Here is a 20,090-nt window from a genome sequence, read left to right on the forward strand (position 1 = left end):
GTTGAAGGCGATTGCGGTTTATCAAAAATAGATAGGAATCGCCTACGAGAAGCCGGCCACAAGCCGGCTTTTTAATGTCTGAGTGACTACAGGCGCTACCGAACAAGCAATTGGGCAGCACGCTGCTGCCCAATTTATCAATTGCCGGGAACGCTCGCGATATCAGTAGCTGGCACTTCATCAAAACCCGGAAATCGCTGCTTTAATCGCTCAATCGTCCACCGCCACTTCGGCGTAGTCGGACGGCAAACCGTATTCTGGTTACCGAACATCCCAATCTCTCGCACCGCCTGGCTCACCGGCACGCTTTGCAGCCAATGTTTACCAACGCACACGCCTACCCTGACTGGACCGATTACTACAGCGATCTGGTGAATCTCGACCAGATCGACTGGCCTATAATCCAGAAACGAGACTTCAAGCGTGACCCTGATGATCCGCGTAAGATGGAGCGTTATCAGGCCGAAGCGCTCATTCACCATCACCTACCGATTACAGGACTCCTGGGCATCATGTGCTACGACGATGCAATGAAAGAACGCATTGAGCAAGACGTTGCCGCCCGAGGTCTGACTTTGCCTGTCCACGCGCGTCCGGGATGGTATTTCCAATGATCAGATTCACCCAAGGCAATCTGCTGGAAGCAGATACCGAAGCTCTCGTCAACACGGTGAACACTGTAGGCGTGATGGGAAAAGGCATTGCGCTGATGTTCAAGGAGCGCTTTACCGAAAACTATCGCCTCTATTCTGCGGCGTGCAAGGCGGGTGAGGTAGAGACCGGAAAGGTTCACGTAACGGCAGTCAACGAGCTGGACGGCCCGCGCTGGATAGTGAATTTCCCTACCAAGCGTCACTGGCGTTCCCCCTCGCAGATGGCATGGATCACCGAAGGCTTACGGGATCTGCGCCGTTTTTTGATCGATAACCACGTGAAGTCCGTAGCGGTTCCACCTCTCGGGGCGGGTAATGGCGGTTTGAAATGGGTAGAGGTCCGTGAGCAGATTGTTGATGTCTTGAGTGATCTGGATGTCGATGTACTTGTCTTTGAACCCACTGATCAATATCTGAATGTCGCGAAGCGTAGCGGTGTCGAGAAACTGACGCCTGCACGCGCACTCATTGCCGAACTCGTTCGGCGTTACTGGGTTTTGGGCATGGAATGCAGCCTGCTTGAGATTCAGAAGCTCGCTTGGTTTCTGGAGCGTTCGACAGAGCAATTGCCAAGCGCCAAGAACCCCTTGGATCTCAAATTTGTAGCCCACAAATATGGGCCATACGCCAATCGCCTTGAGCATCTGCTCGACAATCTCGATGGTAGCTACCTGCATTGCGATAAACGCATCAGCGACGCAGGTATTGACGACGTGATCTGGTTTGACGAGGGCCGTAAGGCTTTTCTGCAAACTTATCTGAAAACAGAGGCCAAGGAATATTCCCAGGCTCTGGAGCGCACCGCAGAGCTGATTGACGGCTTTGAGTCGCCTTTCGGCATGGAACTGTTGGCGACGGTTGACTGGTTATTGTGTAAGTCGGGAGTGTCTCCAACGGTTCCGACAGTGCGTGAAGCATTGAAGCATTGGGATGGAGGCGCAGATGCGGCGGCTCGGAAAAGCAGGTTGTTCGATGATAAAGCGATCGACATTGCGCTAAAGCCGTTGACTACCAGCAGTCTCAGTCCAGAGATGGCCGCTTCCTAGGTAGCTGGCGGCTGTGCATGACCGGTACGCCAAGCGGGCGCTCACTTGATGCGTCGCGAAAAACCAATTTCATGAACACGTCTCGCAGACATGTCTGTGCCGCGCCGGTTGGCTGACGACGACCCTGCTCCCAATCCTGAAGAGTACGCAAGCTGACACCCAATAGTTGAGCAAACGCATTCTGGGAAACACCGACTTTAGCTCGGGCCTCAGCAGCAGCCGATAGCGTCACCTCTGTAGTGCGCGCGGCCTTGCCATTTTTCATTTGGCGTACTGAATTCAGCAAGTCTTTCTGAAACTGCTCCATTTCATTGTCCATGACTGATCTCCTCTCTCAAATGACTCAGGAACGCGATCGGCAGATTGTCGAAGTTCGCCTTAGTGTAAGCAATCAATAGCCAGATATAGCCTTCTGAAAGCGCGCTGTAGTAGATGACTCGCGTGCCGCCACGCTTGCCCATTCAGCCACAGGTCAACACGGTCATAACATGGAACCAAAGCTTCGGAAAAGCTGCGCGCCAGACACTCAATCACTTTCACGCCCCCAACCGCCTCCGCCGCGCATCCAGCGCTCGGCGCAGCGAAACATCCGCATATTCCATGAAAAGCCCCGCCAGACGATTCAGCGCAGCCTCTTCTTCTTCGCCGCCCACGATAGAATCAAAGCCCAGCGCACGCTTGTTCTGGTCGGGCAGCTCTTCCCAACTGGTCATGAGGTAGGCGTACATCGCGCTGACGATCTGGAGTTTGGTTGGGGAGTCAGATGCCGAAGTCGAGCATGCGACACACTGCTTGCATCGACTTCGCGTATGCGACAACCCCGAATAACGATGTCTACGACTGAGCAACTGCGACTTTCTGGTTTTCATTTGGCCTCCTTGAGCGCGTGCGAGCATCCTTGAGAAAGCATTTTAAATGAAAAACCCATTTTGGGATAATCCCAAATCAGGTTTATTTAGGTAGCCGGACTATTCAGACGGCGCGCCTACGTGAAAACCATCCATAACGCTCGCTACCAAGCGCTGCTTGATCTTTTGCTGGAAGCGCGCAGTGCGGCTGGCATAACGCAAAAGGAATTGGCAGCCCGGCTCGGCCGACCACAGTCTTTTGTATCAAAAACAGAGAACGCCGAACGCAGGCTCGATGTGATTGAGTTCATGGATGTCTGCAGGGGGATCGGGACTGATCCGTATGCGTTGCTCAGCAAGCTGGAAGCCATTGAGCCGCGCTGACCGACCACGGCGTTTGTGCAGCAGCTTCGTTCTTTTCAGTCAGATTAGCCGGGGGCTTACCGACACCCCGTAAACTCCAGACCTCTCCACACCTTCCAGGCCTCTTCCCATCCGGTTTCGTGGGTCGCACCCGCAACGATAATCAGCAGACTGCATGCTGTGTGGCCCAGTAGCCGGTTATAACGCTTCGCTAATTCAGTGGGTATCATTTCGTCACCTGCTCCTGAAAAGTGACGCTGAGGTATAAGCGCCAAGCGCTGGGTGTAATCCAGTGGGTCAAGTGACCCGCTGAGCGGCGAAAGGCTTTTTGTTTTTATCCATTGTGTCGGGTCGAGGTTGCCCGCGAGGGTCTGAACACCAGTCACGTCATCCCGCTGCGCAGCGAGCAACAGTGCCAGGGTAGCGCCACCGGAATAGCCGATTAACTCAAACTCACGGTTACCGTAGCGGTGTTTCAATTGGTCCAGCGCCTGGCTGATGCTGGCGACGACTTCAGGAGAGAAGCGCCGATGGGTCCAGAGCGCGGAGTTGCACGCTGCGGTCTTGATGAACTGGCAGGGTCGCGCCAGGTAAGCATTGGGCGTCGGATCGTTGATTGCCAGGCTCGGTACAAGCAGTTTCCGTGGGCTTGGATCAAGACTGGGCTGGGTTGCCGTGGCCCAGGCGTGACCGTCGCCTTCCAGATATACCCGCAGGCGCGCGGCCTTGAAGGTCTCTGGCGGCAATAGCGCGATCAGCGGAAAAGGCTGTCCCGGCAGGATCTGCATCTGCCGGTGGTGCTCGTCCGCCAATTGTTGCAATGCGGCGCTTGGCGACTGACAACCCGAGATGAAGGCGCTGACCAGCAGCGCCATCAAAACCCCATGAATACCGACCCGGCGTTGTTCGCAAGGACGATGCCCGTTCATCAGAAGTCGTAACGCACTTTTGCCGAAAACACGTCGGCATTGAAGCCGGACTTTCCGATGTAGTCGTAGTTGACGCCCAATGTAACTGCGCCCAGTTTGTAATCGGCACCTACACCGGCTTCGTAGCTGTCACGCACCGCTTTGGCGCCAGTTGTCACGAACGGCGTGCTGCCGAGCAAAAAGGTCGATGTACTCTGAGCCTCGTCGGCGGCGAAGTCATGGTAAGCCATCAGCTTGGCCTGCGGCTCCAGCGTGCCGGCACCCAAGGTGAAACTGCCAGCCACACGCATACCTGCGCCCAACTCAATCGCCTCATAACGCTGGTCTTCTACTTTCAGCGCAGCCGAAGAACCTTTTTCGCGGTAGCCATCAATGTTTACCTGGCTGTAACGCGCAGCAAGACGTGGCTCGATCAGTACTTGCGGGCTAACGTGGTAGGTGTAGCCGCCCACCAGATTCAGGCCCAGCAGGTCACTGTCGTAATCGGCCTTGGCACGTGTGCCCGCGATGCTGCGCTTGCTCTGGTTGTCGTTGAAGCCGTAAGTCAGGCTGGTATCCACGAAATAGTTGCCCTGCTCAAACCCGCCGTACAGCGTATAGGCATGGCTCTCGACGTCGGTTTGGTTGCCACTTTTGCCATTCACATCGGTGTTGATGAAGCTATAGGCCAGTCCCAGGGTCAGGTTTTCATTGACCTTGCCGTCAGCACCTACTGCGATTCCGTTGCTGTAGGCGTTGTAGCCGGCAATGCCGTCACGCCGGTCTTGAGTGGCGTCGCTGTAGAGTGACTGGACCCAAACACCCGCATCTTTGAAGCCTTCACCAGAGGATGCACCGCGTATCGAACTGGTGCGGCTGCCCGTCACATTGCTGATCAGGCTCTGGCTGGTGGTGGCGGCGCTTCTGGCCCCACCGCTGACTTCCGGGGCCAACTCCGAAGCCAGTTTGGCAACTTGACCTCCATCCGCGTTCAACAAGAGCTGTTTGAACGAGTCGCTGTCATTCAATCTGCTGATGATGCTGTCACCGGTCAAGGTGACCAGTGTTGCCTGTTCATTAACTGAGCCGCCGTTATCAGCAACTACCTGGGCGACCTCTTCCCGGCCTTTACCGGTGACTACAGCCACCACGTTTTTGCCGTCGACGGTATAGCTGTCGATTTTAAGTAGCGCCGAGGTACTGACCACATCGAGCTTGCCGACAGGATCGACCGCTTTTCCATCTTTGCTCAGTAATTCGATCTTACCTGCTTCGATGAGCTGGTAAGTCGTGCCGTTGGCGTTGAAGTCGTCACCCTTGGCTGCCAGCTTCACTTGCGCGCCCTGTTCGAACTGGGTAGTGCCGGTCACTTTCAGCACCGCAATTTTAGCATCAGTGGCATTGCTCAGATTCAGGCCGAGCGCAGAGTTGCCGTCGACATAGAGGTCACCATTAATGCTGGTGTGCGTGGACTCGAAGGTCATGGTAGTGGGGCTGCCGGAAGTGCCGCCAACGGAAACCTCGCCGCCCGTCTTGAGACGAATGTTGTAGCCATCTGTACGGCTGTCAGTACCAGTGAAAGAGGTATCACCTTCCAACTCGATATTGCTCAGGTCTATCAGGTGCCGACCACAACGCTGCCTTTTCTCAGGATCAGCTCGACCGGTCGGTTGCTTTTTGAAGCGTCGATGGCTCTGTCTGCAGAAATGATCGAGCCGGTGTTGTAGATGTTGAAGTCGCCCCGCTCGATGAACCAGGGTTGAGCATTGCTAAGGCTGTATCGGGTAGTACCGATCGCAATAGCAGCGCCCTCCCCACGAATTGTCCCCGCATTGGTGATATAAGCATTGGAGCCAGTGATCGTGGCACCGTCGATGCGAAGGCCTTTAGAGCCCGTACCCGTGGCGGAAATGCTGCCCTGGTTGTCGAAAACAGCCAGACTCGTCGCGACATCCAGAGCAGTCGCCCCTGTACCCACCACATCAATCAGGCCGCGGTTGATAACGCTGCCGACAATTCTGCCGCCTTCGAGACTGACGCCTTTGGCATCTTCACCGCCGGCAAGGTTGCCGGAGTTGTTGATGTTCGCGTTGAGGATCAGATCCCTGTCAACGGTCGAACCGCTGAGTTTGATCGCATCTTTAACCGTACTGCCGGTATAGGCGCCGTTGATTTCAAGATTGCCAGTATGGGTCTGACGCTCGCTGTTGTAGCCCGCATTGGTCAGTTGGACAGTTTCAGCAAAAGCCGGGATAGCAGTTGCAGCCACAGCCATGGCGAGAAGGGTCTTGCGAAAAATCACAGCGGTCACGATTCATTCCTTATGTTGGGGCGTTTCCATGCGTAGCGGGAACCTGCTGCGGCAAAAAATGGCGATTGGCCACATAGAAGAGCGCGGCGAGAATAAAGTAACAGCCTTGAAATAACATCAAATATTATCGGTACATTCATGCCTCGTTAAACTGTGCAGGTGTTCGGGCTTATGATGTCTAAACCCTATACGACCCCACATGCCCCAGCTTCCTGGTCTTTCGCCAACACGAGCGTACAACTCTTGCCAGCGGTGGCGAGAGGCTGAACATGACGACGGTTGCGAACGATATCCACCAGCCGGGGCGCAGGCAGTTGAGTACGTATTGGTTGAGCCAGATGCGCGCTATTCTCGACCGGTAAGCGCCAGGCCCAAGGCGCCCTAGTTGCTCTATGTCATGTGCTGTGTAGAGCGTTTTCAGCACGTAGCTGTTTGCGGTAAAGCGCTCGGGGAAATCGACCCCGGCTTCCTGGTGGTTCAATACCCTGAAATTGCACCTCAAGACGTTATCCCACAGCTTCAGATTGCTAAGGCCTACCTGGCAGGGTTTCGCAAGTCGGGCGTCGATACCGCGCCTGCGCATGAGGCCAAGCATGAGTGCCTGTTCGCTCACCATACGCGCGGATGTATAGCCGATGAAGTTTCCGAACGGGTTGCGAGACGGCGTGTTGTTGAAGAGTTCTTCTCTTTTGAACAACGGCTGTACCCACATGGCAAGCATGGCGTCACGGGTGCCGAACTGGACCAGGTCCGATATGTGAAACAGCATCGGCATCTGTTCAGGGTTGCGAATGTAAAGCGTCGTGGTGGTGATAGGCGTGTCGAACAATCGGGGCTCGACGGGCTCGTTGTCATCTGGCCGGCCGATGACAGCAAGTGCAGCGCTGGTCAGGTTGTGATCAGCGCGCATCTTCATGATGTAAGGCCGTGCTGCAGCCTGAATCCCGTACAGCGTTGATCGCAGCATGCGATTGACGTTGATCTGATTGCCGGCATCGTCGACGAAGGTACCGGGATCATCCGACAGAATAATCTGGTCAGCTTCCGCTGAAGAAACATCTTCAGTGCGCCAGGTTGAAACGATGATTTCCGCGTGTGGCAAATGCGTTCTTATCGATGCGATGCAGGCGAAGATGTTCCGCTTGGGGCTTAAGTTTCGATAGAGAGGGCCCTGGATAACCACACTGATCTTTGTGGAATCAACGGCCGCAAGATGAGGCATGTTTTAAACCTTGTAATGGGAAACGACCGCTAACAACGGCAAGAACAGATCAGTCAGATGGATCTTGCAGCTCGCTCGCCGACGCATGACCAAGGCCTGGATGGTGCTCTATAGGGGGGCATGCGTCAGACCACGTACTTGTCATCGAGCGCACCCGGCAACTTGACGACCACGGTGGTCGCATCGGTAAGCGCCTCGAAAGCCGTGATATCGCCGGGTTCAAGAACGATGATGTCGCCGGCCTCCCAGACTTTATCGCGCATGATGACTGACCCGCAAAGCAGCACCGTTATCTCGGTGGCAACCTTGTGATAGTGAGCCACTTCCCTGTCGCCGGCCTTGTAATGCTTGATGCCCACCTCGCAGGACTCGGTATTGAACGCGGACGGTTCAAACCCGCCCACAAACCAGCCTTTGACCATGTCCTCCAGCTTTGCCGTTTTCATCGAATGTCCGCCATTTCAAACGCGTGAAGCTGGTTCTGGGTTTTCAAGGGGCGGTACTGACGGGGTTCAATCCGGTAGGCACCAATTTTCTTGCGTAACAGCACCAGTTCATTGAGGGCTGGAGCGATGTAGAAGTGGTCGTTGACCCTCGCGTCCTTGCGAATCATTTCCTTGGCGGCAGAGACAAACAGCGAACCGGATTTGAACCAGTACATACCTGCAATGGCGTGGGGACTGATCGGATTCTTTTCGGCAGCCTCGATAACGCGCTGGTCGCTGTCCAGGCGTGCAAATGAATAACGAGGGTGCAGAGAGTTGAAGATGACGACACCGGCGTCCTCGTTCGCCTCCCGAAACCCACGCAGCACCTCTCGCAGTTCTATGTCGAGAAAATCACTGACGCTGAGGATCAGCAGCTCATCATCGTTATCGATTTGCCCGCTCGCCAGAAGCGCGGTGCAGGCAGCGCCCTGGGTGATGTTGTGAACGGGAAGAACGCTGGCAGAAGGATGCATCTGCTGGACCATGTTGCGCAGGTGCAAACGGATCACGTCGTCATTAGAGAACGTGCAGATGATCCTGCGCGGCTCAAGCGCGGCACAATTATCGATCAGCGTGTGGATCAATGGCTTGCCGTTGTACTCGCACAAGTATTCGGGGTACTCGCCATCGCCGGGCTGCGCTTCGCTCTTTTTGCCCGACAGAAGAATGATGTTCAGTGTGCTCACAGGCTGGCCACCTTGTCGGCGTTGATCTGTTCGACTCGGCCAAGGATGTTGTTGAGGTTTGCATCGCAGGTTTGCGCAACAACCAGAACATGGGCTCCCGAGGCTCTGGCGGCCTTGATGCCATTTTCGTTGTCTTCGACGATCAGGCACTCTTCGGGCTTCATGCCAAGCTGCTTGATGGCTTTGGTGTAGATGTCGGGCGCGGGCTTTGCGTGCGCCACGTCTTCGTTGGAAAGTTGCAGGTCGAGGTATTTATCAAGATCTGCCCTGCCCATCATGACCTCCACGGTGTTGCGAATGGAGTTGGACGCAACGGCCAGCTTGTAGCCCAGGGTTTTCAGCGATGACAACGCATACTGATGCACAAACGTCGGTTTGCACTGGGCGTGGACAATCTCCATGGTGTATTGCTGTTTCATCTCGTTGATGAAGGTGTGCAAGGCAACCGGCAGGTCACGTTCGATACTCAACATGTCGAGTTTTCGCGAAGTGGGCAGACCGTCATAGGCCGTCAGGTGTTCGTGGCGACTGATGGTGTAGCCGAACAGACTGAGCGCTTTGTTCAGTGCATCGTAGTGCCACTCCTTCGCTTCGATGAGGACACCATCCATATCGAAAATCACTGCCTTGATCATGATTGCCTCACTTGAAGAAAATGGCTGCGTCTGCGGGAGTATCAGTGCACAGCGTCAAACGGTTCTCCGACCTGAACTCAACCAACTGTTGCCAGAGCGCCATGCAGTCGCGGCCGTGCAGTTCCGGTGAAACCACACAGACCTGCTTGCCTTGTGACAAAAGATCGCCAATGACCTGATTGGAAAACCACTCGCCGTCGAAACCATCAAGCCAGACGCCTGCTGCCCTTTCGAGCCAGGCGGGTGAAGGTTCAACGTCGCTGAGGCGGGAATAGGTGATGACCTCTTCGTCGAGGTAACTGCGCATGTCCGGAACAGCCATGTCGAAGACGAACCAGTTGCTGTGGCCGTAACGGGCAAACGTCTTTTTGAGCGCCAGCGCCATGCCATCGGCCTTGACGTTGATGGCCAGAGGCAGGTTGCGACCCGCCATGATGTCGAGCAGACCGTCGAGCGTCAGTTCGCCGCCCACGGGCATGTCATGAGAAATCACGAGTTGACCCGCCACATCACGAACATCGGTTTCGGTACCGAAACCGAAACCGAAGTCGAATGATCGATGGAAGGCTTGCGTCAGGTTACGCTCGGGCTTGTGCAGCCAGTAGCCGCGATGGCTGATGATCTGCATGTCAGTTCCCGACGCCCGAGGCTGCCTGCCGGCTTAAAGGCAGTGACAGAAACAGGTTCAGATCGACGGGTATGCCAAGGCCATACATGCCATGACCCTCAGCGCCAATGCTGTAATGAACGACCTTTGCGCCTTGCTCGATGAGCTCGTTGTAAGCCGGCGCGACGTAGAACTCGCCGTTGACGCGAAGATCTTTCAGGACCATCGCGTCGATGGCTGATATCAGCTGGCCGCCACTGCGAAAGTTGTAGATGCCGACAGTGGCTTCGTCCGAGATGACTTCCTTTTCAACCACGCGATTGATGTGGCCTTGTGAATTGAACCCCACGAATGACCACTTCGGATCGCTGGCTTTCATGGTCATGATCAGGCCTGCGGCATCGCATTCGTTCATTGCATGCAGATAGGCATTGATGTCTACGTCAACGTACTGGTCGCTGTTGGCAATCATCACTTGCTGGTCATAATCGATCAGGTGCCTTGCTGCGTAAACAGTGCAGGCCGCACCACCGGTCAAACCGCCAAGTTCGACGATGTCGCAACCGGGTGCCCAGGCATTCAGTTTTTCTCTGAGCCCGTAGGCCGCGACCTGTTCCGCCTGACAGATAAAGATGAAGCTGTGCGGGCAGTCAGGTGTCAGGTTATCAATCACGACCTTGATCATCGGCACACCATGCACAGGGATCAGTGGCTTTGGGGCCGTGTAGCCTGCAACGGCAAAGCGACTCCCGGCTCCGGCCATTGGAACGATAATTTGCAGCATGGAAATCCCTGTGTGAAATAGTGTTTACCCAGTCGATAGAAGCCTGACGCCTTGAAATTTTAAACTTCAAAAAAGAGACTAATAGCAACCGTGTTCAATCATCCGGCCACGCTCAAGCTTCAAATATCGCTGACAAAATGCTCTGCCTTCTTCTACGGCGTGAGTCACCAGAATCAAGGCCATGCCGTCATCCTGCAGACTGCGAATTCGTTCATGGCACTTGAGTTTGAATTCTTCATCACCCACAGCAAGCACCTCATCAGCCAGTAACGTCTGTGGCTCCACATGGACAGCAACCGAAAACCCTAGGCGCATGTACATGCCCGAGGAATAATTCTTCACCGGTGTATCGATAAAGTTTCCCAGACCGGAGAAATCGACGATCTCGTTAAAGCGCGAACGTATTTCCTTATTGCTCAAGCCAAACAGGCTGGCGTTCAAGTAAATATTTTCTTCGTCGGTCAGCTCGGGATGAAAGCCAACGCCAATTTCAATCAAAGGTGCTACACGGCCAACGGTGGTCAAACGGCCGCTGGTAGGCAAAAGGATTCTTGAGACAAGCTGCAAAAGCGTGCTTTTGCCTGAACCGTTGTGCCCCACAAGCGCTAGCGATTCGCCCTTGTGCAAGGTGAACGACACGTCGCTTACCGCCATGAATTTTTCGGCGCGCTCACGGTATTGAGCATCAAATAGCCCCAGAAACTTTTTCTTCAAACCGCCCATGTTGTGGCGCAAGACGAACTGCTTGGTGAGGTTTTCGGCCTTGATGACGACGTTGCTCATAAGTACTCCACCGCACGGTCTACTCGTCTGAATATGGCGAGGCCTACAATAAGGGACGTGGTGCCCAGCACTACGCACACAATCAAGTCACGGCTGTCGGGAATGACCCCGGCGTGCAGGATGCTGCTGAAACTGTTGAAATACAGGGCTACCGGGTTGTAGGCCGCGATACTGGCAATGCCCTCGGGCAGCGAAGAGGTGACCCACACAATTGGCGTGAACCAGAACAGCAAGGGTAAAAACACATCGATGAAATGCTTGGCATCCCGCACGGTTATCTGGATGACGCTGAGCGCCAGACCGAAGCCCATGATCAAGGCCATGAATGCGATCAGTACAATCGGGTAAAAAAACAGTGCCCGGGTAAACACACCGCCGAGCATGGCAAACAATGATGCGTACACGATCATGCAGCCTGCCCAGAACACAATAATCGTGAGCGCCCCGGAGACGGGCAGCAAGATACGTGGAAAGCGTAATTTGCGAATGAGATTGCCGTTGTTGATGAGCCACTCCCCACTTTGCGAGACTATTTGCGCCAGAAGCATCCAGTGGACGACGCCAGTCACCAGATGAAGTGCGAAACGGTCCTGATTGCTGGGCAGAATGTAGGTAAACACCATGTAATACGTAAGTGTCACAACCAACGGGTTACCCAGTGACCATACGAAGCCCAGCGTCGCGCCCATATAGCGGATTTTTATTTCTTTGCAGACGAGATTGATGACCAGATCGCGCCATTTGATAACGCCTGCAATACGAGATAACGGCATACGGATATCCGGTTATTAATAATGTGGCCTGGGTAAACGACCTTTGACAATCAAGCACCTACATGGATAACCTTCAGGCTTCCTGATGCGCACACATACTCCCCTCTTTTGTCGATCTACAGCTATAGGACGTCACCTTAGTTGCTGTAGGAATATTCCACAAACTACAGACGGCAACCGAATGGTTGCCTCAGCAGCACCGTTATGATGGGCAAGCGCTACGCCCGGCCAGCATCGCAAGGCACTTCCCTCCCCGCGCATTGATCTATAACGTCAATGGTCATTTCAACGCGACCGGTCCTGCGATCGTCCCTGAACAAGCGAGGCTCTTCATGACGCAATCTCCTTACACCCCACCAAAAGTCTGGCAGCCGGAAACGCCAACGGGTGGCGCGTTTGCCAGCATCAACCGGCCTGTCGCCGGCCCAACACATGAAAAGGAGCTGCCGGTCGGCAAGCATCCGCTGCAGCTTTATTCACTGGCCACGCCCAATGGGGTGAAGGTCACGATCATGCTGGAAGAGTTGCTGGCGCTGGGGCACAGCGGGGCGGAATACGATGCCTGGCTGATCCGCATATCCGAGGGCGATCAATTTTCCAGCGGGTTTGTCGAGATCAATCCCAACTCCAAGATCCCGGCATTAATGGACCGAAGCCATGAAAAGCCTGTGCGGGTCTTCGAGTCCGGTTCGATCCTGCTGTATCTGGCGGAGAAGTTTTCCAGCTTTCTGCCCGCAGACCTGGCAGGGCGCACAGAAACCCTCAATTGGCTGTTCTGGCAGATGGGCGCTGCGCCTTATCTGGGCGGCGGTTTCGGGCATTTTTATGCTTATGCGCCCGAGAAACTCGAGTACCCCATCAACCGTTTTGCGATGGAGGCCAAGCGTCAACTCGATGTGCTGGACCGTCGCCTTGCGGAGCACCGCTACCTGGCCGGCGATACCTATACGATTGCCGATATCGCGGTGTGGCCATGGTATGGCGCGCTGGTGCGCAACAAGGTTTACTCGGCTGCCGAGTTCCTGTCGGTGCACGAATACCCGAATCTGATCCGCTGGACGGAAGAGATCGCAGCGCGTCCGGCTGTTATCAAAGGCCAGAAGGTCAATCGCACCTGGGGCGAAGAAGCGGATCAGGTTCCGGAGCGGCATGAGGCATCTGACCTGGATAAATGAGGCGCAAGTCAAGGTCGGCACGAAGAGAAACCTGATGTCACAAACCCGGCGCAAATGCCGGGTCTGGCAGGTGTGATCTGCACGTAAAGTAGCCGCCCTTACCGACTCCCCAAGGACGCGCTTACATGAACCAGGGAACTACACGCCCGGCCCTTCTCTCACCGGCAACTGATCGCTTCGATGAAGTGCTCGCCATGATTCAGGGCGCTCGACAGCAGGCAGCGCAGGCGGTCAACACGCGCCTGATAGAGCTGTACTGGCAAGTCGGCGCCTACATCAGTCGCAAGATTGAAAACGCCGAATGGGGCGATGCAGTGGTCAGCCAGCTTGCCGAGCACCTGGCTACCACCCAGCCGGGGCTGCGCGGGTTTACACGTCGAAATCTGTTTCGCATGCGCCAGTTTTTCGAGGCTTACCGGGACGATGAGAAAGTGTCAGCAGTGCTGACACAATTGCCGTGGACTCATCACTTGATCATCTTCAGTCAAAGCAAGCGACCCGAAGAACGTGAGTTTTACTTGCGTATGGCTATCAGGGAAAAATGGTCCAGCCGCGAACTGGAACGCCAATTCAAAACCGCCTTGTTCGAACGCACTGTCACCCAGCCAGCCAAAGCCTCGGCCATGCTCAAGGAAACCCGGCCGGCCGCACTGGAGGTGTTTCGTGATGCCTACATGGTGGAATTTCTGGAACTGTCTGCCGGACATGCCGAGGCGGACCTGCATCGCGGCTTGCTGCAACGCCTGAGGGATTTTCTGATCGAACTGGGTCGTGACTTCTGCTTTGTCGGCTCCGAGTACCCGGTGCAGGTGGGCGGCCAGGATTTCGCGCTGGACCTGCTGTTTTTCCATCGTGGCCTTAACTGCCTTGTGGCCATCGAACTCAAGGTCGGACGCTTTGAGCCGGAGTACCTGGGCAAGCTGAACTTCTATCTGGAAGCACTGGACCAGACTGAGCGCAAACCCCATGAAAGCCCCGCCATTGGCGTGCTGCTGTGCGCCAGCAAAAACGATGAAGTGGTCGAGTACGCGCTGAACCGCTCGTTGTCACCCGCACTGATTGCCGAATACCAGACCCGACTGCCGGACAGGCAATTGTTACAGGCCAAACTGCACGAGTTTTATGCACTGGACGTTGCGAAGGACGATCAGTAATACCTGCCAACCGCACGGATGCATTACGCTTGGCGCAATAACGTAATAACGCCAGCACCTATCGGAGCCTCAGATGCCGCACAGCAAAGACCCTCGCGCCCACACTGCCCTGTCGCAACGTGGTCGCAGCGCCAGTAGCGGTCCGGGGCTTGCGGTCAATCCGCCGGTTGTGCGCCTCAGCACGGTAGTATTCGACAGCCTCGAAAGCTTGCGCGAAGCCGAGGTTCGCACGGCCGGGCCGGAGCGTTCGCTGACTTACGGGGCCAATGGCAACCCGACCGCGTTTGCCTTGCAGGACCTGATCTCCGAGCTGGAAGGCGCGCACGGCACGTGTCTTTACCCCACCGGGCTTGCCGCCGTCGCACAGATGTTTCAGTCCTTTCTGCGCCCCGGCGATCATGTACTGCTCACCGAATCGGTCTACGGACCTGTCCGGCGTCTGGCGAACACGATGTTGAAAGCTTTCGACATTCAGTTCGATTTCTATGCCGCCGATGGCAGTGACGTGGAATCGCTGATCAAAACCAACACGCGGATGATCTACGCCGAAGTTCCGGGTTCGCTGACCTTCGACATGTGCGACCTGCCCGCCCTGGCGCAGTTGTGCAAAGCGAAGAACATGCTGCTGGCGGTGGATAACTCCTGGGGTTCGGGGGTTTTGTACAAGCCGCTGGAGCTGGGCGCCGATATCTCGCTGATGGCCCTGACCAAATACGTGGCCGGGCACTCGGATGTGATGATGGGCAGTGTCAGTACCACCCAAACCCACTGGCACACCCTCAAGACCATGAACACCGCTGTCGGCAACACCGTCAGCCCGGATGACGCCTATCTGGTGCTGCGCGGAGCGCGCAGTCTGGCGGCACGCATGGCCATGCACGAACGCCACGCGATGCAGGTCGCGCAGTGGCTGCAGGACCAGCCTGAAGTCGTTCGCGTTCTGTATCCCGCGCTGCCGAGCGATCCGGGGCACGCCCTCTGGAAACGCGATTTCCATGGTTGCAATGGCTTGCTCAGTTTCGAGTTCAAAACGGCTGATCGGCTGGTGCTGGATCGTTTTACAGGTGCCTTGACGCTTTTTGGCATTGGTTATTCGTGGGGCGGTTTTGAAAGCCTGGTCACGGAAGTAGAGCAGCACGGTCCAGACCGCGGCATGGGGCCGATGCTGCGCCTGCAGGTCGGCCTGGAAAGCCCGGATGATCTGATCGCCGACTTGCAGAACGGGTTTGCTGCGGGTTGAGTTACTTTGCTCACTGCGACAACGAACATCCATCGCTGTCATTTGCCCCAAAGCCGCCGCTCTGCTAGTGTCGCGCGGTTTAACCTCTACCGGAAATGCCCCCATGGCCCGCAAGAAAGCTGCACTGGATTTCGAACAGTCTCTCGCTGATCTGCAAGCGCTGGTAGAGCGGCTGGAGAATGGTGAACTGTCGCTGGAAGACTCGTTGACCGCCTTCGAGCAAGGCGTGCGTCTGACGCGTGATTGCCAGAGCGCCCTCACCCAGGCTGAACAAAAGGTTCAAGTACTGCTGGAGCGCGACGGCGAACTGACCGAAGAGCCGTTCGACGACGCGGAACTCCCCGAATGATCGCGAGCTATCAAGCGCAAAGCCAGACTCGCGTCAATGCAGCACTCGAAGGCTTGTTTCAGGCACCGAGCCCTGAGCTGGACCGTCTGTACGAGGCCATGCGTTACAGCGTGATGAATGGCGGCAAACGCGTGCGCCCGCTGCTGGCCTACGCCGCCTGTGAAGCACTGGGCGGCGTGGCCGAAGATGCCAATGGCGCGGCCTGTGCGGTCGAGCTGATCCATGCTTATTCACTGGTGCACGATGATTTGCCGGCGATGGACGATGACGACCTGCGTCGCGGCCAACCGACCACGCACAAGGCGTTCGATGAGGCCTGCGCGATCCTCGCCGGTGACGGCCTGCAAAGCCTCGCTTTCACCGCCCTGCTCGCCCCGCACTTGAGCTCGCGTGACGCCGAAACCCGGTTGCAGATGGTCAGCACACTGGCCGCTGCCGCAGGTCCGGCCGGAATGGTGGGCGGACAGGCCATCGATCTGGGCTCGGTAGGGCTGAAGCTGGATCAGGCCGCGCTGGAATACATGCACCGTCACAAGACCGGCGCGTTGATCGAAGCCAGTGTTCGGCTCGGTGCGCTGGCCAGCGGTCAGGCCGATCAGGCGCGGCTCGATGCCCTGCAGGTCTATGCACGTGCGGTCGGCCTGGCCTTTCAGGTGCAGGACGACATTCTCGACGTCGAAAGCGATACCGCGACCCTCGGCAAGCGCCAGGGTGCCGATATTGCACGCGACAAACCGACCTACCCCGCACTGCTGGGCCTGGACGCAGCCAAGGGCTATGCCCTGGAGTTACGCGATCAGGCGCTCGCTGCACTGAGTCCTTTCGACGCCGCCGCAGAGCCGTTGCGCGAGCTGGCGCGGTACATCGTCGAGCGCCGCCACTGATTGCTATTGCCGGGGCTGAAATACGATGAATCAACGGCGGTTCATCAGGTCTGAATCATCAAGCTTGTCAGTCGACGGACCTTCCGCCGACTCACTTCATGGGCAGCGTGCGATGCATAAGGTAAACTGCCGCCTCTTTACTTATATATAACGATTCGCCTGATGCCCACGACGTTCAAAGAGATCCCCCGCGAGCGCCCGGTCACGCCGTTGCTCGACCAGGCTGACACCCCACACGGCCTACGCCGTCTGGGTGAAGCCGAGCTCGAAACCCTGGCCGATGAACTTCGCCTGGAGCTGCTGTACTCCGTTGGCCAGACCGGAGGGCATTTCGGTGCCGGTCTTGGGGTCATCGAGCTGACCATCGCGCTGCATTACGTGTTTGACACCCCGGACGACCGTCTGGTGTGGGACGTGGGTCATCAAGCCTATCCGCACAAGATTCTCACCGGCCGTCGCGCGCGCATGTCCACCCTGCGCCAGAAGGACGGTGTTGCCGCCTTTCCGCGCCGCAGCGAGAGCGAGTACGACACGTTCGGCGTTGGCCACTCCAGCACCTCGATCAGCGCCGCACTGGGTATGGCGATTGCTTCACGCCTGCAAGGCAGCGAGCGCAAATCGATTGCCGTGATCGGCGACGGTGCGCTGACCGCAGGCATGGCATTCGAGGCGTTGAACCACGCGCCGGAAGTGGCGGCGAACATGCTGGTGATCCTCAACGACAACGACATGTCGATCTCGCGCAATGTCGGCGGGCTGTCGAACTATCTGGCCAAGATTCTTTCCAGCCGCACCTACACCAGCATGCGCGAAGGCAGCAAGAAAGTGCTCTCGCGGCTGCCGGGCGCGTGGGAAATCGCACGACGCACCGAAGAATACGCCAAAGGCATGCTGGTCCCCGGCACGCTGTTCGAAGAGCTGGGCTGGAATTACATCGGCCCTATCGACGGCCATGACCTGCCAACCCTGATTGCCACGCTGCGCAACATGCGCGACCTGAAAGGCCCTCAGTTCCTGCACGTGGTGACCAAGAAGGGCAAAGGCTTTGCGCCCGCCGAAGTCGACCCGATCGGCTATCACGCCATTACCAAGCTTGAACCCCTGAATGCACCTGTCAGCGTTCAGAAAAAGGTCAGCTCACCGAAATACTCCGGTGTGTTCGGCCAGTGGATTTGCGACATGGCCGAGGTCGACTCTCGTCTGGTGGGCATCACGCCGGCCATGAAGGAAGGTTCGGACCTGGTGGACTTCAGCGAGCGCTTTCCAGAGCGTTACTTCGATGTGGCCATTGCCGAGCAACACGCCGTCACCCTCGCAGCCGGTATGGCCTGTGAAGGCAGCAAGCCGGTGGTGGCGATCTATTCGACGTTCCTGCAGCGCGGCTACGATCAGTTGGTGCATGACGTAGCGGTGCAGAACCTCGACGTGCTGTTCGCCATCGACCGTGCCGGGCTTGTGGGCGAAGACGGCCCGACCCACGCGGGCAGCTTTGATCTGTCTTACCTGCGCTGCATCCCCGGCATTGTGGTGATGACACCAAGTGACGAAAACGAATTGCGCAAATTGCTCAGCACCGGCTATCTGCACACCGGACCTGCGGCTGTGCGCTACCCGCGCGGCACCGGGCCGAATGCTGTGATTGAAGCCAATCTGGACCCGGTCGAAATTGGCAAAGGCGTTGTGCGCCGTCAAGGTCAGGGGGTTGCGATTCTGGTGTTTGGCGTACAACTGGCCGAGGCACTGGTGGTTGCTGAGAAGCTGAACGCTACCGTCATCGACATGCGTTTCGTCAAACCACTGGACGAAGCATTGGTACGCGAAACAGCTGCCAGTCACCAACTGCTGGTCACGCTGGAAGAAAACGCGGTGATGGGTGGTGCAGGTGCTGCAGTCAGCGAGTTTCTGGCCCGCGCGAACATCCTCAAGTCCGTACTGCACCTGGGCTTGCCAGACGTTTACGTGGAGCACGCCAAACCGGCGCAGATGCTGGCTGAATGCGGGCTGGATGTTGACGGGATTGAAGCGGCGATCAATGAGCGGTTATCGCTGATTGGCTGACACGCACATTCCAGTGCTCAGCGTTATACATAAATCTCGTGGGAGCTACCGGGGCGGCGATCCGCATTCAGGCTGTGGGCAGCCGGTACAGATAAAGCAGCACCACACTGGAAAACGCCAACAGGCAAACCGGCAGCGGATGAAGGCCGAACAGTACCGCGATGGCGGCGATCCAGGCGGGAAGCCCGGCCGCTAGAAAGGCAAAACGGCGGACCGCAGCAAGCTTGATCCAGGCGGCGGGCTCTTCTGGCGTGTCGAGCGCAGCCTGAGTGGCCGCCAATGCACGCTTGTAAGCCCCGAACGGCTTCAGGCTGACGAACATCGAGCCTATCCCGGCGATGAACAACGGTATCGCCAATACAGGGATAAGCGGCTCACTGGAGCCGAAAAACACACAAACCACCAACAATGGCGCCAGAGTCAGACCCAGTTGGCGCCACCAGGCCATTTCCAGCTTTTGGCGCACCTCGCTGCGTGTCACGCGGGGCCGACCTCGCTTTGGTGTTCGTTACCCATCATGTGCCCCAACTTGCCGGCCTTGGTCGCCAGATAAAGGCGATTGTGCGGGTTTTGCCCAGTGTGCAGCGGCACACGCTCGGCGACATTGATGCCCATGTCGGTCAGCGCTTTGACTTTACGCGGGTTGTTGGTCATCAGGCGCAGCGACTGCACACCCAGATGCTGAAGCATCGGCAGGCAGATGGCGTAGTCGCGCTGGTCGGCAGCGAAACCAAGACGTTCGTTGGCTTCGACCGTATCGGCCCCGCCGTCCTGCTGCTCGTAGGCGCGGATCTTGTTCATCAGGCCGATGCCGCGCCCTTCCTGACGCAGATACAGCAATACGCCGCGCCCCTCGGTGGCAATAGCGCGCATGGCGGCTTCCAGTTGAGAGCCGCAATCGCAACGCTGACTGAACAACGCGTCGCCGGTCAGGCACTCGGAGTGCACGCGGCCAAGAACCGGGGCGCCATCCGCTACATCGCCCAGGCTCAGGACAACGTGTTCTCGGCCGGTTGCCGACTCGATAAAGCCGTGCATGGCAAATTCTGCAAAGGGTGTGGGCAGTTTGGAAGCGGCGACAAATACGACGGGCACCATGTGCTCCTGATCAGTATGAAGACTG

21 protein-coding genes and 4 pseudogenes are annotated in these 20,090 nt (G+C 56.8%); 9 read left to right on the forward strand and 16 right to left on the reverse strand.

What is annotated here, in order from left to right:
• Positions 1–137 precede the first annotated feature (137 nt).
• Positions 138–329, reverse strand: a pseudogene (locus DW49_RS1000000129915) (nuclease); the annotation flags it as partial.
• Here DW49_RS1000000129915 and DW49_RS01000000128230 point away from each other — a divergent pair.
• Entirely contained in the window at positions 318–614 is a 297-nt protein-coding gene (locus DW49_RS01000000128230; RefSeq protein ID WP_044424409.1) for a DarT ssDNA thymidine ADP-ribosyltransferase family protein, read from the forward strand. The pseudogene DW49_RS1000000129915 and the gene DW49_RS01000000128230 overlap by 12 nt on opposite strands.
• Positions 611–1,699 (forward strand): type II toxin-antitoxin system antitoxin DNA ADP-ribosyl glycohydrolase DarG, encoded by a 1,089-nt coding sequence (gene darG / locus DW49_RS0109600; protein WP_005614427.1) that lies wholly within the window; start codon positions 611–613, stop codon positions 1,697–1,699. Before DW49_RS01000000128230 ends, darG begins: the two co-directional genes overlap by 4 nt.
• A gap of 82 nt (positions 1,700–1,781) precedes the next feature.
• On the opposite strand, the pseudogene DW49_RS0109605 reads toward darG, so the two are convergent.
• The 3 genes and pseudogenes from DW49_RS0109605 to DW49_RS1000000133620 all read right to left on the reverse strand — a co-directional run.
• Positions 1,782–2,018, reverse strand: a pseudogene (locus tag DW49_RS0109605) (helix-turn-helix domain-containing protein); the annotation flags it as partial.
• Positions 2,008–2,160: pseudogene (locus DW49_RS1000000133075) on the reverse strand (hypothetical protein); the annotation flags it as partial. The pseudogenes DW49_RS0109605 and DW49_RS1000000133075, both read right to left, overlap by 11 nt.
• Positions 2,161–2,235: 75 nt before the next feature.
• Positions 2,236–2,568, reverse strand: coding sequence for a hypothetical protein (locus DW49_RS1000000133620; RefSeq protein WP_024420092.1), 333 nt, complete (start codon positions 2,566–2,568; stop codon positions 2,236–2,238).
• Between the two features lie 120 nt (positions 2,569–2,688).
• Between DW49_RS1000000133620 and DW49_RS0109615 the strand changes: the two genes are divergently transcribed.
• Entirely contained in the window at positions 2,689–2,931 is a 243-nt protein-coding gene (locus tag DW49_RS0109615; RefSeq protein WP_005614423.1) for a helix-turn-helix domain-containing protein, read from the forward strand.
• A gap of 56 nt (positions 2,932–2,987) precedes the next feature.
• Here DW49_RS0109615 and DW49_RS0109620 read toward each other — a convergent pair whose 3' ends face one another.
• The 10 genes and pseudogenes from DW49_RS0109620 to DW49_RS0109665 all read right to left on the reverse strand — a co-directional run bounded on the left by DW49_RS0109620 (position 2,988) and on the right by DW49_RS0109665 (position 12,107).
• A complete protein-coding gene (locus DW49_RS0109620; protein ID WP_081591366.1) occupies positions 2,988–3,785 on the reverse strand; it encodes an alpha/beta hydrolase in 798 nt (265 codons plus the stop codon).
• 53 nt (positions 3,786–3,838) lie between these two features.
• A pseudogene (locus DW49_RS01000000128235) lies at positions 3,839–6,129 on the reverse strand (autotransporter family protein).
• Between the two features lie 178 nt (positions 6,130–6,307).
• Positions 6,308–7,351, reverse strand: coding sequence for a WavE lipopolysaccharide synthesis family protein (locus tag DW49_RS0109630; protein WP_024420091.1), 1,044 nt, complete (start codon positions 7,349–7,351; stop codon positions 6,308–6,310).
• 125 nt (positions 7,352–7,476) lie between these two features.
• Complete coding sequence (locus DW49_RS0109635) at positions 7,477–7,797, reverse strand: hypothetical protein (RefSeq protein WP_005614418.1); 321 nt, start codon at positions 7,795–7,797, stop codon at positions 7,477–7,479.
• Positions 7,794–8,525 (reverse strand): glycosyltransferase family 2 protein, encoded by a 732-nt coding sequence (locus DW49_RS0109640; protein WP_005614416.1) that lies wholly within the window; start codon positions 8,523–8,525, stop codon positions 7,794–7,796. Before DW49_RS0109640 ends, DW49_RS0109635 begins: the two co-directional genes overlap by 4 nt.
• Complete coding sequence (locus DW49_RS0109645; protein ID WP_005614415.1) at positions 8,522–9,160, reverse strand: HAD family hydrolase; 639 nt, start codon at positions 9,158–9,160, stop codon at positions 8,522–8,524. The genes DW49_RS0109640 and DW49_RS0109645 overlap by 4 nt, the downstream gene beginning before the upstream one ends.
• Positions 9,161–9,167: 7 nt before the next feature.
• Positions 9,168–9,788 carry a phosphatidylinositol-specific phospholipase C/glycerophosphodiester phosphodiesterase family protein gene (locus DW49_RS0109650; RefSeq protein ID WP_024421224.1) on the reverse strand — a complete coding sequence of 207 codons (621 nt, stop codon included), beginning with the start codon at positions 9,786–9,788 and terminating at the stop codon, positions 9,168–9,170.
• Between the two features lies 1 nt (position 9,789).
• Positions 9,790–10,551 carry a glycosyltransferase family 2 protein gene (locus DW49_RS0109655; protein WP_005614411.1) on the reverse strand — a complete coding sequence of 254 codons (762 nt, stop codon included), beginning with the start codon at positions 10,549–10,551 and terminating at the stop codon, positions 9,790–9,792.
• Positions 10,552–10,629: 78 nt separating this feature from the next.
• Positions 10,630–11,334 (reverse strand): ABC transporter ATP-binding protein, encoded by a 705-nt coding sequence (locus DW49_RS0109660; protein ID WP_005614410.1) that lies wholly within the window; start codon positions 11,332–11,334, stop codon positions 10,630–10,632.
• On the reverse strand, positions 11,331–12,107 hold the full coding sequence (locus DW49_RS0109665) for an ABC transporter permease (protein WP_005614409.1): 777 nt from the start codon (positions 12,105–12,107) through the stop codon (positions 11,331–11,333). Before DW49_RS0109665 ends, DW49_RS0109660 begins: the two co-directional genes overlap by 4 nt.
• Positions 12,108–12,439: 332 nt before the next feature.
• On the opposite strand from DW49_RS0109665, the gene yghU reads away from it, so the two are divergent.
• From yghU to dxs, 6 genes are all read left to right on the forward strand, one after another.
• Positions 12,440–13,282 (forward strand): glutathione-dependent disulfide-bond oxidoreductase, encoded by an 843-nt coding sequence (gene yghU, locus DW49_RS0109670; protein ID WP_005614408.1) that lies wholly within the window; start codon positions 12,440–12,442, stop codon positions 13,280–13,282.
• A gap of 125 nt (positions 13,283–13,407) precedes the next feature.
• A complete protein-coding gene (locus DW49_RS0109675) occupies positions 13,408–14,436 on the forward strand; it encodes a PDDEXK nuclease domain-containing protein (RefSeq protein WP_005614407.1) in 1,029 nt (342 codons plus the stop codon).
• A 73-nt stretch (positions 14,437–14,509) separates the two neighbouring features.
• Complete coding sequence (gene metC, locus DW49_RS0109680; protein WP_005614406.1) at positions 14,510–15,676, forward strand: cystathionine beta-lyase; 1,167 nt, start codon at positions 14,510–14,512, stop codon at positions 15,674–15,676.
• Positions 15,677–15,779: 103 nt separating this feature from the next.
• Positions 15,780–16,025 (forward strand): exodeoxyribonuclease VII small subunit, encoded by a 246-nt coding sequence (locus tag DW49_RS0109685; RefSeq protein WP_003379121.1) that lies wholly within the window; start codon positions 15,780–15,782, stop codon positions 16,023–16,025.
• The gene (locus DW49_RS0109690) at positions 16,022–16,909 is read left to right on the forward strand and encodes a polyprenyl synthetase family protein (protein WP_005614405.1); all 888 of its coding nucleotides are present in this window, start codon (positions 16,022–16,024) and stop codon (positions 16,907–16,909) included. Before DW49_RS0109685 ends, DW49_RS0109690 begins: the two co-directional genes overlap by 4 nt.
• Before the next feature lie 162 nt (positions 16,910–17,071).
• A complete protein-coding gene (gene dxs / locus DW49_RS0109695; protein ID WP_005614404.1) occupies positions 17,072–18,967 on the forward strand; it encodes a 1-deoxy-D-xylulose-5-phosphate synthase in 1,896 nt (631 codons plus the stop codon).
• 67 nt (positions 18,968–19,034) lie between these two features.
• On the opposite strand, the gene DW49_RS0109700 is transcribed toward dxs, so the two are convergent.
• A complete protein-coding gene (locus DW49_RS0109700; protein ID WP_005614402.1) occupies positions 19,035–19,448 on the reverse strand; it encodes a hypothetical protein in 414 nt (137 codons plus the stop codon).
• On the reverse strand, positions 19,445–20,062 hold the full coding sequence (gene ribA / locus DW49_RS0109705; protein WP_024421225.1) for a GTP cyclohydrolase II: 618 nt from the start codon (positions 20,060–20,062) through the stop codon (positions 19,445–19,447). The genes DW49_RS0109700 and ribA overlap by 4 nt, the downstream gene beginning before the upstream one ends.
• Positions 20,063–20,090 lie beyond the last annotated feature (28 nt).

The organism is Pseudomonas avellanae BPIC 631 (genome assembly GCF_000444135.1).
In the GTDB taxonomy this organism is placed as follows: domain Bacteria; phylum Pseudomonadota; class Gammaproteobacteria; order Pseudomonadales; family Pseudomonadaceae; genus Aquipseudomonas; species Aquipseudomonas avellanae.

What these genes read in the sequence shown, in the direction of transcription:
- DW49_RS01000000128230 (WP_044424409.1), top strand. Translation starts at nt 318, where the DNA reads ATGTTTACCAACGCACACGCCTACCCTGACTGGACCGATTACTACAGC.
- DW49_RS1000000133620 (WP_024420092.1), bottom strand. Translation starts at nt 2,568, where the DNA reads ATGAAAACCAGAAAGTCGCAGTTGCTCAGTCGTAGACATCGTTATTCG.
- yghU (WP_005614408.1), top strand. Translation starts at nt 12,440, where the DNA reads ATGACGCAATCTCCTTACACCCCACCAAAAGTCTGGCAGCCGGAAACG.
- DW49_RS0109690 (WP_005614405.1), top strand. Translation starts at nt 16,022, where the DNA reads ATGATCGCGAGCTATCAAGCGCAAAGCCAGACTCGCGTCAATGCAGCA.
- DW49_RS0109685 (WP_003379121.1), top strand. Translation starts at nt 15,780, where the DNA reads ATGGCCCGCAAGAAAGCTGCACTGGATTTCGAACAGTCTCTCGCTGAT.
- DW49_RS0109660 (WP_005614410.1), bottom strand. Translation starts at nt 11,334, where the DNA reads ATGAGCAACGTCGTCATCAAGGCCGAAAACCTCACCAAGCAGTTCGTC.
- DW49_RS0109650 (WP_024421224.1), bottom strand. Translation starts at nt 9,788, where the DNA reads ATGCAGATCATCAGCCATCGCGGCTACTGGCTGCACAAGCCCGAGCGT.
- DW49_RS0109655 (WP_005614411.1), bottom strand. Translation starts at nt 10,551, where the DNA reads ATGCTGCAAATTATCGTTCCAATGGCCGGAGCCGGGAGTCGCTTTGCC.
- DW49_RS0109665 (WP_005614409.1), bottom strand. Translation starts at nt 12,107, where the DNA reads ATGCCGTTATCTCGTATTGCAGGCGTTATCAAATGGCGCGATCTGGTC.
- dxs (WP_005614404.1), top strand. Translation starts at nt 17,072, where the DNA reads ATGCCCACGACGTTCAAAGAGATCCCCCGCGAGCGCCCGGTCACGCCG.
- darG (WP_005614427.1), top strand. Translation starts at nt 611, where the DNA reads ATGATCAGATTCACCCAAGGCAATCTGCTGGAAGCAGATACCGAAGCT.
- DW49_RS0109630 (WP_024420091.1), bottom strand. Translation starts at nt 7,351, where the DNA reads ATGCCTCATCTTGCGGCCGTTGATTCCACAAAGATCAGTGTGGTTATC.
- DW49_RS0109675 (WP_005614407.1), top strand. Translation starts at nt 13,408, where the DNA reads ATGAACCAGGGAACTACACGCCCGGCCCTTCTCTCACCGGCAACTGAT.
- DW49_RS0109620 (WP_081591366.1), bottom strand. Translation starts at nt 3,785, where the DNA reads ATGGCGCTGCTGGTCAGCGCCTTCATCTCGGGTTGTCAGTCGCCAAGC.
- metC (WP_005614406.1), top strand. Translation starts at nt 14,510, where the DNA reads ATGCCGCACAGCAAAGACCCTCGCGCCCACACTGCCCTGTCGCAACGT.
- DW49_RS0109635 (WP_005614418.1), bottom strand. Translation starts at nt 7,797, where the DNA reads ATGAAAACGGCAAAGCTGGAGGACATGGTCAAAGGCTGGTTTGTGGGC.
- DW49_RS0109645 (WP_005614415.1), bottom strand. Translation starts at nt 9,160, where the DNA reads ATGATCAAGGCAGTGATTTTCGATATGGATGGTGTCCTCATCGAAGCG.